The 15,169-nt window shown below is 66.8% G+C and carries 12 protein-coding genes; 2 read left to right on the top strand and 10 right to left on the bottom strand.

Going from position 1 to position 15,169, the window contains the following annotated elements; genetic code table 11:
• Positions 1–2: 2 nt before the first annotated feature.
• From H681_RS11640 to H681_RS11625, 4 genes are all read right to left on the bottom strand, one after another.
• Complete coding sequence (locus H681_RS11640) at positions 3–773, bottom strand: 3-hydroxyacyl-CoA dehydrogenase (RefSeq protein WP_015477057.1); 771 nt, start codon at positions 771–773, stop codon at positions 3–5.
• Between the two features lie 18 nt (positions 774–791).
• On the bottom strand, positions 792–2,456 hold the full coding sequence (locus H681_RS11635; RefSeq protein WP_015477056.1) for an acyl-CoA synthetase: 1,665 nt from the start codon (positions 2,454–2,456) through the stop codon (positions 792–794).
• Positions 2,457–2,759: 303 nt separating this feature from the next.
• On the bottom strand, positions 2,760–3,779 hold the full coding sequence (locus H681_RS11630; RefSeq protein WP_015477055.1) for an AraC family transcriptional regulator: 1,020 nt from the start codon (positions 3,777–3,779) through the stop codon (positions 2,760–2,762).
• A 39-nt stretch (positions 3,780–3,818) separates the two neighbouring features.
• Positions 3,819–5,498, bottom strand: a complete 1,680-nt coding sequence (locus tag H681_RS11625) for an AMP-binding protein (protein ID WP_015477054.1) — start codon at positions 5,496–5,498, stop codon at positions 3,819–3,821.
• 519 nt (positions 5,499–6,017) lie between these two features.
• Here H681_RS11625 and pbpG point away from each other — a divergent pair.
• A complete protein-coding gene (pbpG, locus tag H681_RS11620; RefSeq protein ID WP_015477053.1) occupies positions 6,018–6,950 on the top strand; it encodes a D-alanyl-D-alanine endopeptidase in 933 nt (310 codons plus the stop codon).
• 268 nt (positions 6,951–7,218) lie between these two features.
• On the opposite strand, the gene H681_RS11615 is transcribed toward pbpG, so the two are convergent.
• The 4 genes from H681_RS11615 to H681_RS11600 are packed head-to-tail and all read right to left on the bottom strand — an operon-like array spanning position 7,219 to position 13,094.
• Positions 7,219–8,262 (bottom strand): efflux RND transporter periplasmic adaptor subunit, encoded by a 1,044-nt coding sequence (locus tag H681_RS11615; protein WP_015477052.1) that lies wholly within the window; start codon positions 8,260–8,262, stop codon positions 7,219–7,221.
• Positions 8,263–8,269: 7 nt separating this feature from the next.
• The gene (locus H681_RS11610; RefSeq protein ID WP_015477051.1) at positions 8,270–10,363 is read right to left on the bottom strand and encodes a TolC family protein; all 2,094 of its coding nucleotides are present in this window, start codon (positions 10,361–10,363) and stop codon (positions 8,270–8,272) included.
• Positions 10,364–10,367: 4 nt separating this feature from the next.
• Positions 10,368–11,696 carry a glycosyltransferase family 2 protein gene (locus H681_RS11605; RefSeq protein WP_015477050.1) on the bottom strand — a complete coding sequence of 443 codons (1,329 nt, stop codon included), beginning with the start codon at positions 11,694–11,696 and terminating at the stop codon, positions 10,368–10,370.
• Positions 11,697–11,699: 3 nt separating this feature from the next.
• Positions 11,700–13,094 (bottom strand): diguanylate cyclase domain-containing protein, encoded by a 1,395-nt coding sequence (locus H681_RS11600; protein ID WP_015477049.1) that lies wholly within the window; start codon positions 13,092–13,094, stop codon positions 11,700–11,702.
• A 367-nt stretch (positions 13,095–13,461) separates the two neighbouring features.
• On the opposite strand from H681_RS11600, the gene H681_RS27115 reads away from it, so the two are divergent.
• A complete protein-coding gene (locus H681_RS27115) occupies positions 13,462–13,614 on the top strand; it encodes a PSPA7_2676 family Cys-rich small protein (RefSeq protein ID WP_330217874.1) in 153 nt (50 codons plus the stop codon).
• 65 nt (positions 13,615–13,679) lie between these two features.
• On the opposite strand, the gene peaD is transcribed toward H681_RS27115, so the two are convergent.
• Both peaD and qhpC read right to left on the bottom strand, forming a co-directional pair.
• Positions 13,680–14,801, bottom strand: a complete 1,122-nt coding sequence (gene peaD / locus H681_RS11595) for a quinohemoprotein amine dehydrogenase subunit beta (protein WP_015477048.1) — start codon at positions 14,799–14,801, stop codon at positions 13,680–13,682.
• A gap of 44 nt (positions 14,802–14,845) precedes the next feature.
• On the bottom strand, positions 14,846–15,169 hold the full coding sequence (gene qhpC, locus H681_RS11590; protein WP_015477047.1) for a quinohemoprotein amine dehydrogenase subunit gamma: 324 nt from the start codon (positions 15,167–15,169) through the stop codon (positions 14,846–14,848).

The raw sequence follows: 15,169 nt of genomic DNA, 5'->3' as shown, positions 1-15,169 counted from the left end.
GTTTATTTCGCGGCCATGCGGATGGCGCCGTCGAGGCGGATCACCTCGCCGTTGAGCATGCTGTTCTCGACGATGTGGCGGACCAGCGAGGCGTATTCGTCCGGGCGGCCCAGGCGCGGCGGGAACGGCACGCTGGCGCCGAGGGAGTCGCGGACTTCCTGGGGCATGCCGGCCATCATCGGCGTCTCGAAGATGCCGGGGGCGATGGTCATCACGCGGATGCCCGAGCGCGCCAGTTCGCGGGCGATGGGCAGGGTCATGCCGACCACGCCGCTCTTGGAGGCGGAGTACGCGGCCTGGCCGATCTGCCCGTCGAAGGCGGCCACCGAAGCGGTGTTGATGATGATGCCGCGCTCGCCGCCGGCGTCCGGCTCGTTCCGCGCCATCGCTTCGGCAGCCAGGCGCAGCATGTTGAAGGTGCCGATCAGGTTGATGCCGATGGCGCGGGTGAAGCTCTCCAGGCCATGCACACCATTGCGGCCGATGACCTTCTCCGCCGGCGCCACGCCCGCGCAATTGGCCAGGCCGTGCAGCGCGCCGAAGGCGTCCAGCGCGAGTTGCACGGCGGCCTTGCCGTCGGCCTCGCTGCACACGTCGGTACGGATGAAGCGCGCATTCGCCCCGCCCAGCTCGGCGGCCTGGGCCGCGCCGGCTTCGGCATTGACGTCGGCCAGCACCACCTTGGCGCCAGCGCTCACCAGCAGCTTCGCGGTGGCCGCGCCGAGGCCGGAACCGCCGCCGGTGATGAGGAATACCTTGTTCTGGATCTGCATGAAGTCTCTCCGCTGTACTTAGTGAGCCGCCGCTTTCTCGGCCGCTTCGCGTTGCTTGGCGATCTCCTGGTTGCGCAGGAGGAAGCGCTGGATCTTGCCGCTGGGGGTCTTGGGCAGCTCGTCGACGAACTCCACCTCCCGCGGGTAGCTGTGCGCCGACAGTCGCTTGCGCACGTACTGTTGTAGTTCCTCGGCCAGCTCCGTGCTGGGCCGGAAGGACGAACAGAGCACCACGAAGGCCTTGACCAGCTCGGTGCGCTCCGGGTCCGGCTTGCCGATCACCGCCGCCTCGATCACCGCCGGATGCTCGATCAGCGCGCTTTCCACGTCGAACGGACCGACGCGGTAGCCGGAGGTGGTGATCAGGTCATCGGCGCGGCCGACGAAGCTGATGCTGCCGTCCGGGTTCAGTTCCACGGTGTCGCCGCTCAGGTAGTAGTCACCGACGAAGGCCTTGGTTTCCATGCCCTGGTAGCCGGCGAACCACATCAGCGGCGACTGGCGGCGGTCCATCGCCAGCACGCCGGGTTGGCCGGCGGGCAGCTCGTTGCCCTGCTCGTCCAGTACCACCACGCGGTGGCCGGGAATGGAGAAACCGGCGGCGCCCACATGCACCGGGTGTTCCAGCGCATGGTGATTCGCCAGGACCATGCCCAGTTCGGTCTGGCCGTAGTGGTCGTGGATGGTCACGCCCAGCTCGCCGGCGAACCAGCGGATCACCTCCGGAGTCAGCGGCTCACCGGCGCTGCTCACGGCGCGCAGGCGGCCCTTGAGCGGTCTGGACACCGCATCGCCAGCCGCGATCAGCAACCGGTAGGCGGTCGGCGAGCCGGCCAGGTTGGTGATGCCGTACTTGCGCACGATGCGGCAGGTGCTCTCCACCGTGAACGCGCCTTCGTAGAAAGTGATCGGGTGTCCCATCGCCAGCGGCCCGGTAACACCGTAGTAGAGACCATAGGCCCAGCCCGGATCGGCGAGGTTCCAGAACGAGTCCTCCTCGCGCAGCCCCACCGCATCGCGCATGTAGCCGACGAAGGCGACGATGGCCTTCAACGGCACGGCGAGCGGCTTGGCCAGCCCGGTGGTGCCGGAGGTGAACATCAGCAGGAAGGGATCTTCGCCGCTGCGCAGCACCGGTTCGAAGTCCGGCGAGTGGCGCTCCAGTTCGGCCCAGAAGCTGTAGTCGCCGTGGCGGATGCCCTGCCCCTTCGGTCCGCCGACCGTCACTTGCGTGGGAGCGTCCGGCACTTCATCGAGCTTGCCGCGATTGGCGCCGTCGGTCACCACCACCTTGCTGCCGGCCAGCTTGACCCGGTGCTCGATGGCTTTCGGCCCGAAGGCGGTGAACAGCGGCTGGTAGACCGCGCCCAGGCGCCAGGCGCCGAGCACGGTGATCAGCAGTTCCGGGGTGCGCGGCAGCATACCGGAGATGCAATCGCCAGGGCGCACGCCGAGGCTGTGCAGGAAGCTGGCGAAACGGCCGGAAAGCTCCTTGAGCTGGGTGAAGGTATAGGAGGCGCTGTCGCCGTCCTTGCCCTCCCAGAACAGCGCGACACGACCGGGGATGGCGTGGCGGTCGCAGCATTCGACGCAGGCGTTGAGGGCGTCGAGGTTGCCGGCCAGGGTGGCATCGGCGGTGGCGCGGTGGTCGAACTCGACCGTGGCGGCGGTATGGGAACGCATCGCAGGACTCCTGGGTTGTTCTTGTGTGGAGTCCCTTGATGTTCCTGCCGCAGAGCAGCGCGGGCAATGTCGAAAGGCATCAATCTGGATGAGCGGATTGGACAGCTCTCGTTGCCTGGCGGATGGCCTTTCGCAGGAGCGGGCTCCGCCCGCGATGAGCCTCGCAGCCGGAGGATCGTGGACGGAGTCCGCTCCTATGGATACATCCGGCGCCTGGACGCCGAACCGATCCATCACCCCCTGCTGATGATTGACCAACGGGTTCAACGATTGGCTCACCTGCGCCGACTTCGGCGCGTGGCCTCACTCCGGCTCCGAACGCATCAGCGCGCGGTACTGCCCCGGCGTCGAGCCGGTCCACTTGCGGAAGGCCTTGTAGAAGGCGCTGGTATCGGCGAAGCCCAGTTCCTCGGCGAGGTCGGCGAAGTTGCCATCGCCGCTGTCCAGCCGGGCGATGGCGAGGTCGCGGCGCAACTGGTCCTTGAGCGCCTGGTAGGACTGCCCCTCGGCGGCGAGCTTGCGGCGCAGGGTCGAAGGCGCCATGTAGAAGTGCCCGGCCAGCGCGTCGAGGTCCGGCCAGCGTTCGAACTTCAGGCTGCGCAGGTAGGCCTTGGTGCGCGCGGCGAGGCTCTGCGGGTCGCGGTAGCGCACCAGGATGTTGGCCGGCGCGCCACTGAGGAAACGCCGCAGCTCGCGCTCGTCGCGGCGCACCGGCAGGTCCAGGACCTCGGCATTGAACAGCAGGCGCGACTGGCGGCGGGCGAAGTTGAGGTTTTCGCTGAACATCACCCGGTAGTCGGCGATGAAATCCGGCGGCGGACAGCGCAACTCGATGGCGAGGATCGGGATGCGCCGGCCCACCAGCCAGCAGGCCAGGCCGTGCAGCATCAGCCACAGGGTGAAGTAGCAGAACGCGCGCGGCGCCGGGCCAAAGGGCTCATCGAGGCTGATCGCGGCCAGGCCGTCCTGGCGGGTCAGGCGCGGGCTGAAGTCGTCGAAGACCAGCCCGATGAAGCGCAGCGCGGCGTTCAGCGCCGCCTCCAGGGTCGGCTCGCGGATCGCCGCGGCGGCCATGAAGTTGAAGCTGCCCGACTTCATGCGCCGGGCGTTCATGCCGAAGAACTCGTCGTCCATCTCCCGCGCCAGGCGCCGCCAGAGCCGCGCGTAGAGCTGGCTGGAAACCCGCGCATAGGGCTTGCCGAACAGTTCGGCGGAAACGCCGGCGGCGACCAGCAGGGGACCCTCGTCGCCACCGCGACGACGAAACTCGGCCAGCGCCTCGCTGACCAGGCGAATGGAGATGGTGCCCTTCTCTACGCCCATGCCGCCTCGCGGTCATGGGCGCAAGAGCCGGCGGAACGCTCAGCCACGCTTGCCGCACACCTCTTCGATGCTGATCTCGCGCATGCGGAACTTCTGGATCTTGCCGGTCACCGTCATCGGGAACTCGTCGCAGAAGCGGAAATGGCGCGGCACCTTGAAGTGGGCGATGGCGTTCTTGCAGAAGGCGCGCAGTTCCTCCTCCTCGACGCTATGGCCGGGGTGGAACTTGACCCAGGCCACCAGTTCCTCGCCGTACTTGTCGTCGGGGATGCCGATCACCTGGGCATCGGCCACCGCGTGGTGGGTGTAGAGGAATTCCTCGATCTCGCGCGGATAGATGTTCTCGCCGCCGCGAATGATCATGTCCTTGCTGCGCCCGACGATGCGCACGTTGCCGGATTCGTCCATCTCGGCGAGGTCGCCGGTGAGCATCCAGCGCGCCGGGCTGATCGCTTCGGCGGTCGCCTGCGGGTTGTTCCAGTAGCCGAGCATCACGCTGTAGCCGCGGGTGCACAGCTCGCCGATGGTGCCGCGCGGGACGACGCGGCCGTCGGCGTCGATGATCTTGCTTTCCAGGTGCGGCTGGGTGCGGCCGACGGTGGTGACGCGGGTTTCCAGGTCGTCTTCCGGGCCGGTCTGCAGCGACACCGGGCTGGTCTCGGTCATGCCGTAGGCGATCTGCACCTCGGCCATGTTCATCTCGTCGATGACCCGGCGCATCACTTCGATCGGGCAGGTGGCGCCGGCCATGATGCCGGTGCGCAGGCTCGACAGGTCGAAGTCGCGGCGGTTGGGGTGGTCCAGCTCGGCGATGAACATGGTGGGCACGCCGTACAGCGTGGTGGCCTTCTCTTCCGCCACCGCCGCCAGGGTCGCCTCGGGTTCGAAGCTGGGCGCGGGGTAGATCATGGTGGAGCCGTGGGTCAGGCAGCCGAGGTTGCCCATCACCATGCCGAAGCAGTGGTACAGCGGTACCGGGATCACCAGGCGGTCGTGCTCGGTGAGGCCGAGGCTGTCGCCGACCATCAGGCCGTTGTTGAGGATGTTGTAGTGGCTGAGCGTGGCGCCCTTGGGGAAGCCGGTGGTGCCGGAGGTGTACTGGATATTGATCGGCTCGTCGAACTGCAGCAGCGCCTGGCGCTCGGCGAGCTCGGTAGCGGAGATCGCGGCGCCCAGCGGCGCCAATTGGCTCCAGCGCAGGAAACCGGCGGGAGCCTGCTCGGACAGGCTGATCACCCCGCGCAGCTCCGGCAGGCGCTCGCTGGAGAGTTCGCCCGGACGGCCCTGCCCCAGCTCGGGCAGCAGGTCGGCGAGCATGCCGTGGTAATCGGAGGTCTTGAACGCATCGGCGCACACCAGCCAACGGCAGCCGGACTGTTTGAGCGCGTATTCCAGTTCGTTCACCCGGTAGGCCGGGTTGATGTTGACCAGCACGGCGCCGACCTTGGCGCTGGCGAACTGGGTGACGCACCACTGCGCGCAGTTGGGCGCCCAGATGCCCAGGCGGTCGCCGGGGCGCAGGCCCAGGGCGAGGAAGGCACGGGCGATGCCATCGACCACCTCGGCCAGCTCGGCCCAGGTGTAGCGCAGGTTCTGGTGACGCACGACCAGGGCCTCGCGCTGCGGGAAGCGTTCGACCGTGGCATCGAAGGCGTCGCCCACGGTCATGGCCAGCAGGGGTTTGTCCTGGTGGCCGCGGGTGTAACTCAGGTGGTTCATGGCTTTCCCTTGTTGTGCTTGTTCTGGGATCAACGCCGAACGTTCGACTACGGCAGCGACGTCAGGCGCCCGTGGCCGGGCCGACTGACAGGCACCGACCGCTCTGACTGGCCGGTCGTGGGCTGCGCACCATGTTTACGTTAACGTAAAGGTAAACGCAACCCCAAGGCGTCGCCTCGATGCCAGGCAGGCGATCCATAGATGGGAGAATAGCCAGTCACAAAGCATGCCATCAGATGAAAAACCCATAGCTGGCAAGGGTTTGACACGTTTTTCAACTACCGGGGCGTATCCTGCGCCGGTTGCATTTCGCAACAGCAGGAGCACCGCCCGCCCCTGCGCGGACACGCCCCACCCGTGGACCTGCCCGACTGTCGAGAGCGCTGTCTCAAGGCGTCGCAAAGTGATACAGCCCATGCGCGCACCGCCGCGTGCGCTGGATCGGGGCATGAATTAGAATCCTGCGAAATTACCTACACGGACGTAGAACTTTTCCACTCACGCCTGCGAATCACATTCATGACTAGTCGTCGTTCGATACTGAGCCTGCTGTTTGCCTGCGCCGCTGTTGTCTGTACATCGAACTCCCTCGCCGCCACGCCCGCCAAGGCGACGCAGCCCAATCAACTGGTCCTGGCTTCCGGCAGCGCGCTGGTGGTCGACCTGCAGACCAACAAGGTCATCTACTCCAGCAACCCCGGCCTGGTCGTGCCCATCGCGTCGGTGACCAAGCTGATGACCGCGATGGTGACGCTGGACGCCAAGCTGCCGATGAACGAGATGATCACCGTCGACATCTCCGAAACCGCCGAAATGAAGGGCGTGTTCTCTCGCGTGCACCTGGGCAGCCAGATCAGCCGCGAGAAGATGCTGCTGCTGGCGCTGATGTCCTCCGAGAACCGCGCCGCCGCCAGCCTCGCCCACCACTATCCGGGCGGCTCCAAGGCCTTCGTCGCGGCGATGAACGCCAAGGCCAGGTCCCTGGGCATGAACCACACCCACTACGTGGAACCCACCGGCCTGTCGATCCACAACACCTCCAACGCCCAGGACCTGATCCGCCTGGCCAAGGCCGCCTACACCTACCCGCAGATCCGCCGGATGAGCACCACGGCGACCAGCGACGCGCGCTTCAGCAAGCCCGGCTACTCGCTGAGCTTCTTCAACACCAACCCGCTGGTGCGCAATGGCAAGTGGGATATCCGCCTGACCAAGACCGGCTTCACCAACGACGCCGGCCACTGCCTGGTGATGGTCACCATGATGAACGGCCGCCCGGTCGCCCTGGCCCTGCTGGACGCCTTCGGCAAGCGCACCCACGTGGCCGACGCCAGCCGCATCCGCCGCTGGGTGGAAACCGGCAAGGCCTCGCCGGTGCCCGCCGTCGCCCTGCAATACAAGGCCCAGCGCAGCCAGGCCCGCGCGGCCAACGTCGCCGCCACCACCGAGTAGCGCCCTTCGGCTGGCGGAGCCTGCTCCGCCAGCCGCCGTTCGCTAACCACCAGCAAACCCCGGGGGATTCCGGCGCCCGCCTGACCTGTAGGAACGAGCTTGCTCGCGAACCTGCAAGGCACGAAGTCAAGCGGTTCGCGAGCAAGCCCGCGCCTTACGAAGAGCCACGCAGCGCGCATAAAAAGCCCCGGCGCAAGGCCAGGGCAAGCTTTTCGCCACTCACGCATCCGGTTATTCCACCGGCAGCGCGGGCGGCGTCCGGCAGGCATTACTCCTGAACGGCCCAGCGGTCGAGCCAGCTCCAGCGATGCGGGAAGCGCGCCTTCAGGCCCAGGCGGTCGACGCGCCAGAACGCCGGCCACTCCTCGCCCTTGACCCGTGCCAGCAGGCGCAGGTTGCGATTCGGCGCGCTGAAGGCCTCGCGCAGTTCCACCGGCACCGGGGCCGCGTCCTCCACCATGCGCACCACCTCCGCCTGCAACCATTTGCCGTCCGGCAGGCGCACGCGGAATGGCTGGCCGGGCGATGCGTATTCGGCAAAGCGCGGATCGAGGTAAATCCAGATTTCGGCATCGCCCAGGCGCTGCAGGCGCATCAGCAGGGTGCCGGGACCGACGTTCTCGCCCTCGCCCACCATCACTTCGCTGATGACCCCGGAGTCGCTGGCCTTGAGCTCCAGCCCTTGCAGGCGCGACTGCAGCCAGTCGCTTTCCAGCCGGCGCTGGCGGTCCAGGGTGTCGTCCCCCGGCTGCGACTCGCGCCGGTCGAACTCCACCAGGTCGCGCTGGCGACGGTCACGCTCGTCCTGGGCCTGTTGCACTTCGCCACGGGTCGCCGCGCCGGCGGCGAGCAAGCCGCGCAGTTGCTGCAGGCGGCTGTCCGCACTGTTGAGCAGGCGCACCAGCGGCTCGCGCTCACGTTCGCTGAGGGTCCGCCGACCCTGCGCCGCGGGCGTTGCCTTCGAGGGATCGGCCAGCAGGGCCAGGCGGGCACGCCATTCGGGGTTATCCATCTGCATCAGCAACTGGCCGGCCGAAACCTTGTCGCCGGGTCGAACCAGTATCTTCGCCACCTGCCCGGCCTCCCGTGCGCGCAGCTCGCTGGACGGCAGATGCAGCTGCGCGGGGGCTTCGATCAGCCAGAGGCCGAGCATTTCGCGCCCCACCAGGAACAGCAGCGGGCTGGTCACCACGAAAAGGATCAGATACCAGCGCAGCTTGAACGCCATGCGCTTGCCCGGCGCGTAAAGCACCTTGAGGCCCTGGTCCTGGGTGGGCTGTTGTTCCTTGGGGCTGGAGAATCGAATCTTCATGGGATGCTCAATGCGGGTAATGGGACCAGTCCTGCCAGTCGATGCCGGACACGCCGGCCGACTGCAGAGGCTTACGCCAGCGCTCGGCCTGCTGCTGCAGCTGGGTGCTCGACGCTCCGGCCCAGGATTCCTCGGCCGGCAATTGCGGCTCGACGCTCTGCGCCAGTCGGAAACGCAGCGCCGGCCAACGACGGGCAATGGATTGCGCAAGTTCCGCGCTGCGTTCGGGGTTGCGGGTGTAGATCATCAGGCTGACCTGCCGCACGCCGCGCTGCGGCAAGGCGCAGGGCACGCAGGTGCCACTGGCGGGCTCGGCGAACCAGCGCGGATGGCTGGACAGCTCCAGCGGCCAGTAATCGAGCCGGGCGACCGCGCCGAGGGTATCCAGCCAGTCCCGCAGGCGGCTGTCGGGCACCGGCCAGCCGAGCTGCTCGACCTCGAGGTCCAGGTGCACGGCGTCGAAGCGCACCTCGCGAAGCTGACCGAGCAGCGCCAGCAGGCCCTTGCGCCCATCGGCCGACAGCCACGCCGGGTCGCCCAGCAGCAGCACGACCTGCATGCCCTGGGCGCGGGCATCGGCCAGGGTGCCCTGGAGCTGCTTGCGCAGGGTCGGCATGTCCGCCACCTGGTTGGTATCGAGCCCCACATACAGGCGCTGCATGCCGGCGCTACGCAGGGCCTTCAGTTCGGCGCGGCGGGTCCCGGGCTGCAGCAGGGCCCGGCTCTTCCACAGGTAGACGCCCTGGTTCCACGCCGACTCGCGGGCCGGGCCGGCCTTGGCCGGGGCGTTGCCCTGGGCGCCTGCCGGCGACTGCCAGCTCAGGTTCTGTACGCCGAGCAACGGGCTCAGCGCCTGGTCATCGTCGACGAACATGCGCAAGGACGCTTCGCGCAACCAGGCGGCATGCCACGCGGCGATCAGGCGCATACCGTTGTCGTAGCGCTCCAGCTCCACCGCCTGCTCCTCGCCCAGCGAACCCTCGACCGAACGCGCAGAGCGCAGGCGCTGCTCGCGCTGGGCCACCGACGACACGGCGAGTTGCTCGCGCTCGCGCTCCAGGTCCTCCACGGCCTGCCGCTGGCCCTGCAGGGTCTTGCCCAGGTCCTGCAGCAACTGCTGGCGCTCGGCATTCAGCCTGGCCAGGGCCGCCTCGTGGCGCGCCTCCCCTTCCCGCCCGCGGGCCTGGCCGTAGGACATCAGATCGAACGGCGTGGAGAAGTTGAGGCTGGCAACCAGGCCATTGCCGGTACTGGTCGCTCCGCTGCGATCCTCGAAACTTTGTCCAACGCTGAAGCTGGAATCGATGCTGTCGTACCAGGGCGACTTGCGGTTCTGCTCGGCCTGGCGCAGTTCATCCCGGCGCTCCTGCAGGCGCGGATGGCCTTCCAGCGCCTGGCGCCAGCGGGCCAGGGGCTGCACCTGCGCCGCCAGCGCTTCCGCCCGAGCCTCCTGAGCGGGGGTGATTTCCAGGCCGGAGAGTGACGCCAGGCTTTCACGGGTGTCGTCCATCAACCGCGCACTCGACTCACAACGCCGCTGCAAGGTCTGCCAGCGGCCGTCCAGCAGGCGCGCCTGGGACGGCAGCAGCCAACCCTGGCGCTCGCGCAGGGCCAGGCGCTCGCGGGCGCTGGCCGCATCGGGCAACAGTGTCCGGCACCAGCGATTTTCCTCTTCCGCACGCCACCAGTCGGCGTAGGCGCTGCGCAGCGCCAGTCGCTGCTCGGCCTTCTGCAGCAGGCGGCGGGACTGCTGCCTCTGCTGCTCCAGTTCGACGGCGGAAACCGCCTGCACCTGGCGCCGCAGGCTGCCCAGCAAGGGGTGGCGCAAGCCCAGTGCGAGGCTGCGCCCGTAGTAGGTATCGATCAGGTCTTCGGTCACCAGCTCGCGGTAGTGCCCGGCACTGCCCGAGCCGAACCACTGCCAGCCCGCCTCGGCCTCGCGCTGCTCCTTGAGCGCGTCCAGGGCCCGCAGGTCGGCGGCATTGGCTTGCAGCACGGCGCTGTCGTCGGCGCTGTCGAGCACCCGCGACAACGGCAGCACATCGGCCTGGGACAGGCCGGCAGCCAGCAGCAGGGAGCCCAGAAGCAGGGAACGCATCATCGAATCAGAACCTCTTTGCCTTACGCAGCACCCACCAGGGCGCCATGCTGGTTTCTTCATGGCCGCGGCGCAGGGCCTCGTTGAGCATGGCCACCGCGCTCCACAGGCGCATGACCAGCATGAACAGGGGGAAGACGAAGACCACCGGGAACAGCTTCAGGTCCTGGCGTGGACGTTCGGAAACCAGCACCAGCATGGTCAGGTACAAGAGCAGGGTCATGCCCAGGTAGACCAGGTAGATGAGCAGCGCCAGGGCGAGGACGCGCGGCAGCGGCACGATCAGTGGGCCGATCACGCAGTAGCCGAAGATGATGAACGGCAGCACCAGTTGGAAGAAGAAGCCGGTGACCAGCGTCATCAGGAAATTGGGCCAGCCCAGCAGGCGCGGGTTGAAGCTGTGGCGATGCTTGCGGATGTACAGGAAGTACAAGTCGCCATCCCAGCGCAGCCGCTGCTGGAGGAACTGCAGGAACTTCACCGGTGCATCGGTGTGGCCGATGGCGCCGGGCTCGAAAGGGATGCGCAGGGGCTGGCGGCCGAAGTAGTTCTTGATCCGCAGGGTGATGTCCAGGTCTTCGGCCGTATGGGTGTCCCAGCCGCCGATCTTGTCGAGGAAGCTGCGGCGGAACGCGCCGAAGGCCCCGGACACGTTGTTCACCAGGTTCCATTCGCTGAGGCCGATCTTGGCCATGTGGATCGACAGCTGGTACTCCAGCGCCTGCATCGCCGTGGTCAGCGAAGCCCAGGCATTGCGCACGCGCAGGCTGCCCGCCACCGCCGGCACGTCCGGGTCGGCGAAATGACGAACCATGCGGCTGACCATGTCGTTGTCGAAGGAGGTGTCGCCGTCCAGCGCCATGATCACCTCGCCGGTGCAATGCGCGAGACCGGCGTTGAGCGACGACACCCGGCCGCCGCGCTGCCATTTGGCGATGGGCCGCAGCAGACGACGGGGGTGCAGCACCGGATCGACGCGGAAGTCCCGCACCGCCTGCATGGTGGGCTGGTTGACCGCCGCGCCATCGACCACCGGGATCATCTCGATGTAGCCCGGATAGGTCTGCTCGCACAGGCTCAGCAGGGTCTTCTGCACATCCAGGCCTTCGCTGTAGCAGGTGATGATGCACGACACCCGCGGGCGGTAGCCGTTGTCCCTGGGCAGCTCGAACGGCTTGCGCATGAACCAGCGCAACACGCCGACCAGCACCATCAGGTTGAGCGGCACTTCCAGCAGCAGGAAGGCCGGCAGCAGCATGAAGACGGCACGGAAGAACCCGTCAGTCCGGGCAAACTCTCCGATCAGCAGCAGCCATTGTTCGACGAATCCTTCCATGCTTCACCCAAGTTGTCCGCCCAGCCGGGCCAGCAGCAAGGCGGCATCTTCCTGCTCCAGCTGGTCGTCCGGCGCGGTGAAGCCCGCCAGGCGGATCTCGATGCGCGTCGCCTTCTCCAGGGTCAGGTGCTCGGCGCCCGTGGCCAGGCGCTGGCGCACCACTTCCAGGCCGGCGGCATCGGTGTGAGGCATGAGCACCCAGAGCACTTCCTCGCTCATGCGCGAGCAGCGGTCCGTCTCGCGCACGGCTTCCTGCAGGCGCTCCACCAGGCCGTCCACCAGGGCATGGCCACGCATCTCGCCCAGCTCGGCGAGGGTTTCCAGCAGGTTGACGAAGCGCAGCCCGAGCAGGGAGAACGGCGGATTGCGGTGGCGCGTGGTCAGTTGCAACTGCCAGGTGAGCAGGTCGAGGAAGGCCTGGCGCGGCAACAGGCTGAGGCTGCCGAAGCGTTCCATGTTCGCCGAGGTGGCGGCGAAGCCCTCGCGGCAGCGCAGGCGCCCGGCCTCGGCAATGCGGAAGTGGCGTACCTCGCGCACCCGCAACTTGTCGGGCTCATGGTTCTGCCCGCAGTCCAGGCAACGCGCCTGCACGGCGGCGTCGACGAAGAATGCCTGGCAACTGCGGCAGCGGTAGTTCTCCAGCGGACGGTCGTAGTCGCTGCCGATGTGGCGCAGTCGGGTCAGGCAGTTCGGGCACATCAGCAAGCCGTCCTTGAGGAAGTGCTCCTGGGGCCCGACGTGGCCGCAGGTGAAGCAGTGCAACGACGGCTGGCGGCCGATGTCCAGGGCCTGGCATTCCGGGCAGACATCCACGTAGTTCAGGCGCCCCGAGCCGCAGCCGGTACACAGGCGCAGACGATCCAGCAGCTCGCCCTCCTCCAGCCAGCCGTGCTGCCCCATCAGTTGCAGCCAGGAAAACGGATTGATCTCCTCGCTGTCGCTCAGGGCCTCGAGAATCGGGTAGCGGTAATGCTGGGGCACGGCGGTATCGCGCACGGCATGCACGTCGCCGCGCGAGCGCAGCCAGAGCCAGGCCAGCACGCGCTCTTCGAAGCGTGCCGGCGCCTGCCCCTGGTTGAACAGGCTGAAGCGTTCACGCCACAGGCGCCAGAGCGGCGTGATGATGCCCAGATCGGCCGGCGGTGGACCATCGCCCAATGCCACGCACCAGGAGTCAAGATCCTGACAGCAATAGATCAGGGAGAAACGATAGCGCGGGTCCTGGCGCAGGTGACGGAGCATCTGCCCGGCCTGGATGCCGGGTAGATCGAGGAGCAGCACATCGTAGGTCGCTGCCGACTGCAGACCGGCCAGATCAGCGAAATGCTCCAGTTCAGTGCTGCGGTAGCGGGAGGAAGCGGTGCCGACAACGGCGGCCAGGGGTGACGCGGTATTCATAAAGATCTCTGCGAGTGGCCCTTAACCTGAGAGTCAATCATAGCAACAGCGCATCAGAAACCCGTCGTTAATTTGTCACCTCAATTGTATTTCGATGACCTATGTCATTTTATTGACTTCCATTGGTCGGTTACACCCAGCGCTCCCTGCACGCTGCCGACCAATACGGCAGGCCTTTCGAGGCATCACGCTGGCGCTGTCCGGCACCGGCGATGTGCCGCAAACGGTGGCGGACAGGAGCCATCCAGCACTTTAGATTGTCCATTCTAGACGACCGGCGCGAGGCTGCTACCTGTCTCCGCACAAGAACAAGCCAGGAGCGTCACCTGCACTTTCTGTCTGCCTGGAGCGATCCGGAGGAGGACACATGCGATTGCGCTGCTTTTTCCTGGGATGTGTTTGGGATGAAGGGATTCTGACCGAAGTCGGCCGCGTGCCGATGCTCTGCCAGCGCTGTGCGCGCTGCGGAGCACAGCGGTACCTGGCAATCAAGAACGAGAGTCCAGAGCCGGAAATCTGAGGCGGAAACGAAACTGCCCCGGAGCACGCCAATGCTCCGGGGCAGTCCGGTCAATCAAACAGCTTTCAGTTGGCCACGAACGCCTGGCTGGTGGTGATCGCCATGTCGCCGCCGGGCAGCTTCAGATCGCCGATGCGCTCGAGGCTGTCGGCGTCGAAGATCGCCACGTCGTTCAGGGTGCCGGTCAGGTACAGCTTGTTGCCGGCCTTGTTGGTCGACAGGCAGTAGTAGGAGTGGTCCAGGTTCGCCGCCTTGACCAGCTTCTGCTCCTTGATGTCGTACTTGGCCAGGCGGTTCAGCACGCCGTAGACGATGTTGCGGTCCTTGGCCGAGCGGATGCCGCTGAAGTACACCTCGGTGACCGGGCCGAAGTCGACGGTCTCGGTCTTGCCGGTGGCCAGGTCGATGTTGAAGAAACCATACAGGTAGTCGGCGGTGGCCGGGTCCTGCTTGGCATCCTTGAACTTCGCCGTGGTGTAGAGCAGCGAGAAGTCGCGCGGGTAGGTCTGCTGGTTCCACACGTAGAGCACGTCCGGCGGCGCGTAGTTGGGGCGCTGCCAGTGACGGCTGGGGATCACCACGTCGAACTTGCCGGTCTTCACGTCCACCTTGTAGATGTCCGGGCCAGCCACGTAGAGGGTGCCGTCGTCGCCGCTCTGCATGATGGTCAGCTGGCGCGGCGCCGGGAAGGTGCGCACCGGCTTGGCATTCATGCCGTCGGCCACCGAGTAGACCTGCAGGCGCGGCTGCTGCACCTCGTAGTGCTCGGCGAGGATCAGCGTCGGGTTGGCGACGGCGTAGATCTCCTTGCCGTCATGGCTGACGGTCATGGAGAACATCGAGCGCGCGTTCTCGCCCGGCTTCTGCGCGATGGTGGCGTGGAACACCGGTTTGCAGTCATCGAGCTGGATGCCGTAGATGTCCGCGTAGTGGTTGCTGAGGATGTAGGCGACCTTGCGGTCCGGCGACAGCTGGGTCATGCCCGGGCCGTACGCGCCGGGGATGGTGCAGGTCTTGAACAGCTTGTCGGTCTGCATGTCGATGACGTGCAGGTTGTTCGGGTAGTTGGTGCTGATCAGGTACTCGTGGCCACTTTCCAGCGCCTTGCTCTCGTCTGCGGCGACGGCTTGCAGCGCGCAGGCCAGCGAGAGGCCACCGAGCGCGGCGGCGAATGCTTTTCTGGACATGCAGGTTTTCCTCTTGTTCTTCTGTCCCATATGTTTCAGGGCGATCATTTGTCGTCCGGGAAGACGGTGCCGAGGTTGCGCCAGTTCTCGGCCGAGGCCTGCGCATCCTTGTTCCAGTCGGGGTAGGTGCTCATCATGTCCGGCACCTGGGCCGGCCACCAGCAAGGGTCGGAGCAGCCGTAGAGGTCCGCTTCCATCGGCTGGCAGAGCGAGGACACGCCGCCGAACACGTCGACTTCCCAGCCCGGGTCGGTGGTCGCCGCGCAGCCGGCCACGGAGTTCATCGCCACCACGTCCTCGATGCGATCCTCGGCGGCGGCCTGTTCGAGCTTCTGTGCTTTGGTGTTGATCGCTTTCAGATGTTTCAT

This window comes from Pseudomonas sp. ATCC 13867 (assembly GCF_000349845.1).
GTDB lineage: Bacteria > Pseudomonadota > Gammaproteobacteria > Pseudomonadales > Pseudomonadaceae > Pseudomonas.
The sequence above is the reverse complement of the archived record's forward strand: the minus strand, read 5'-3'. Positions and strand labels throughout refer to the sequence as shown.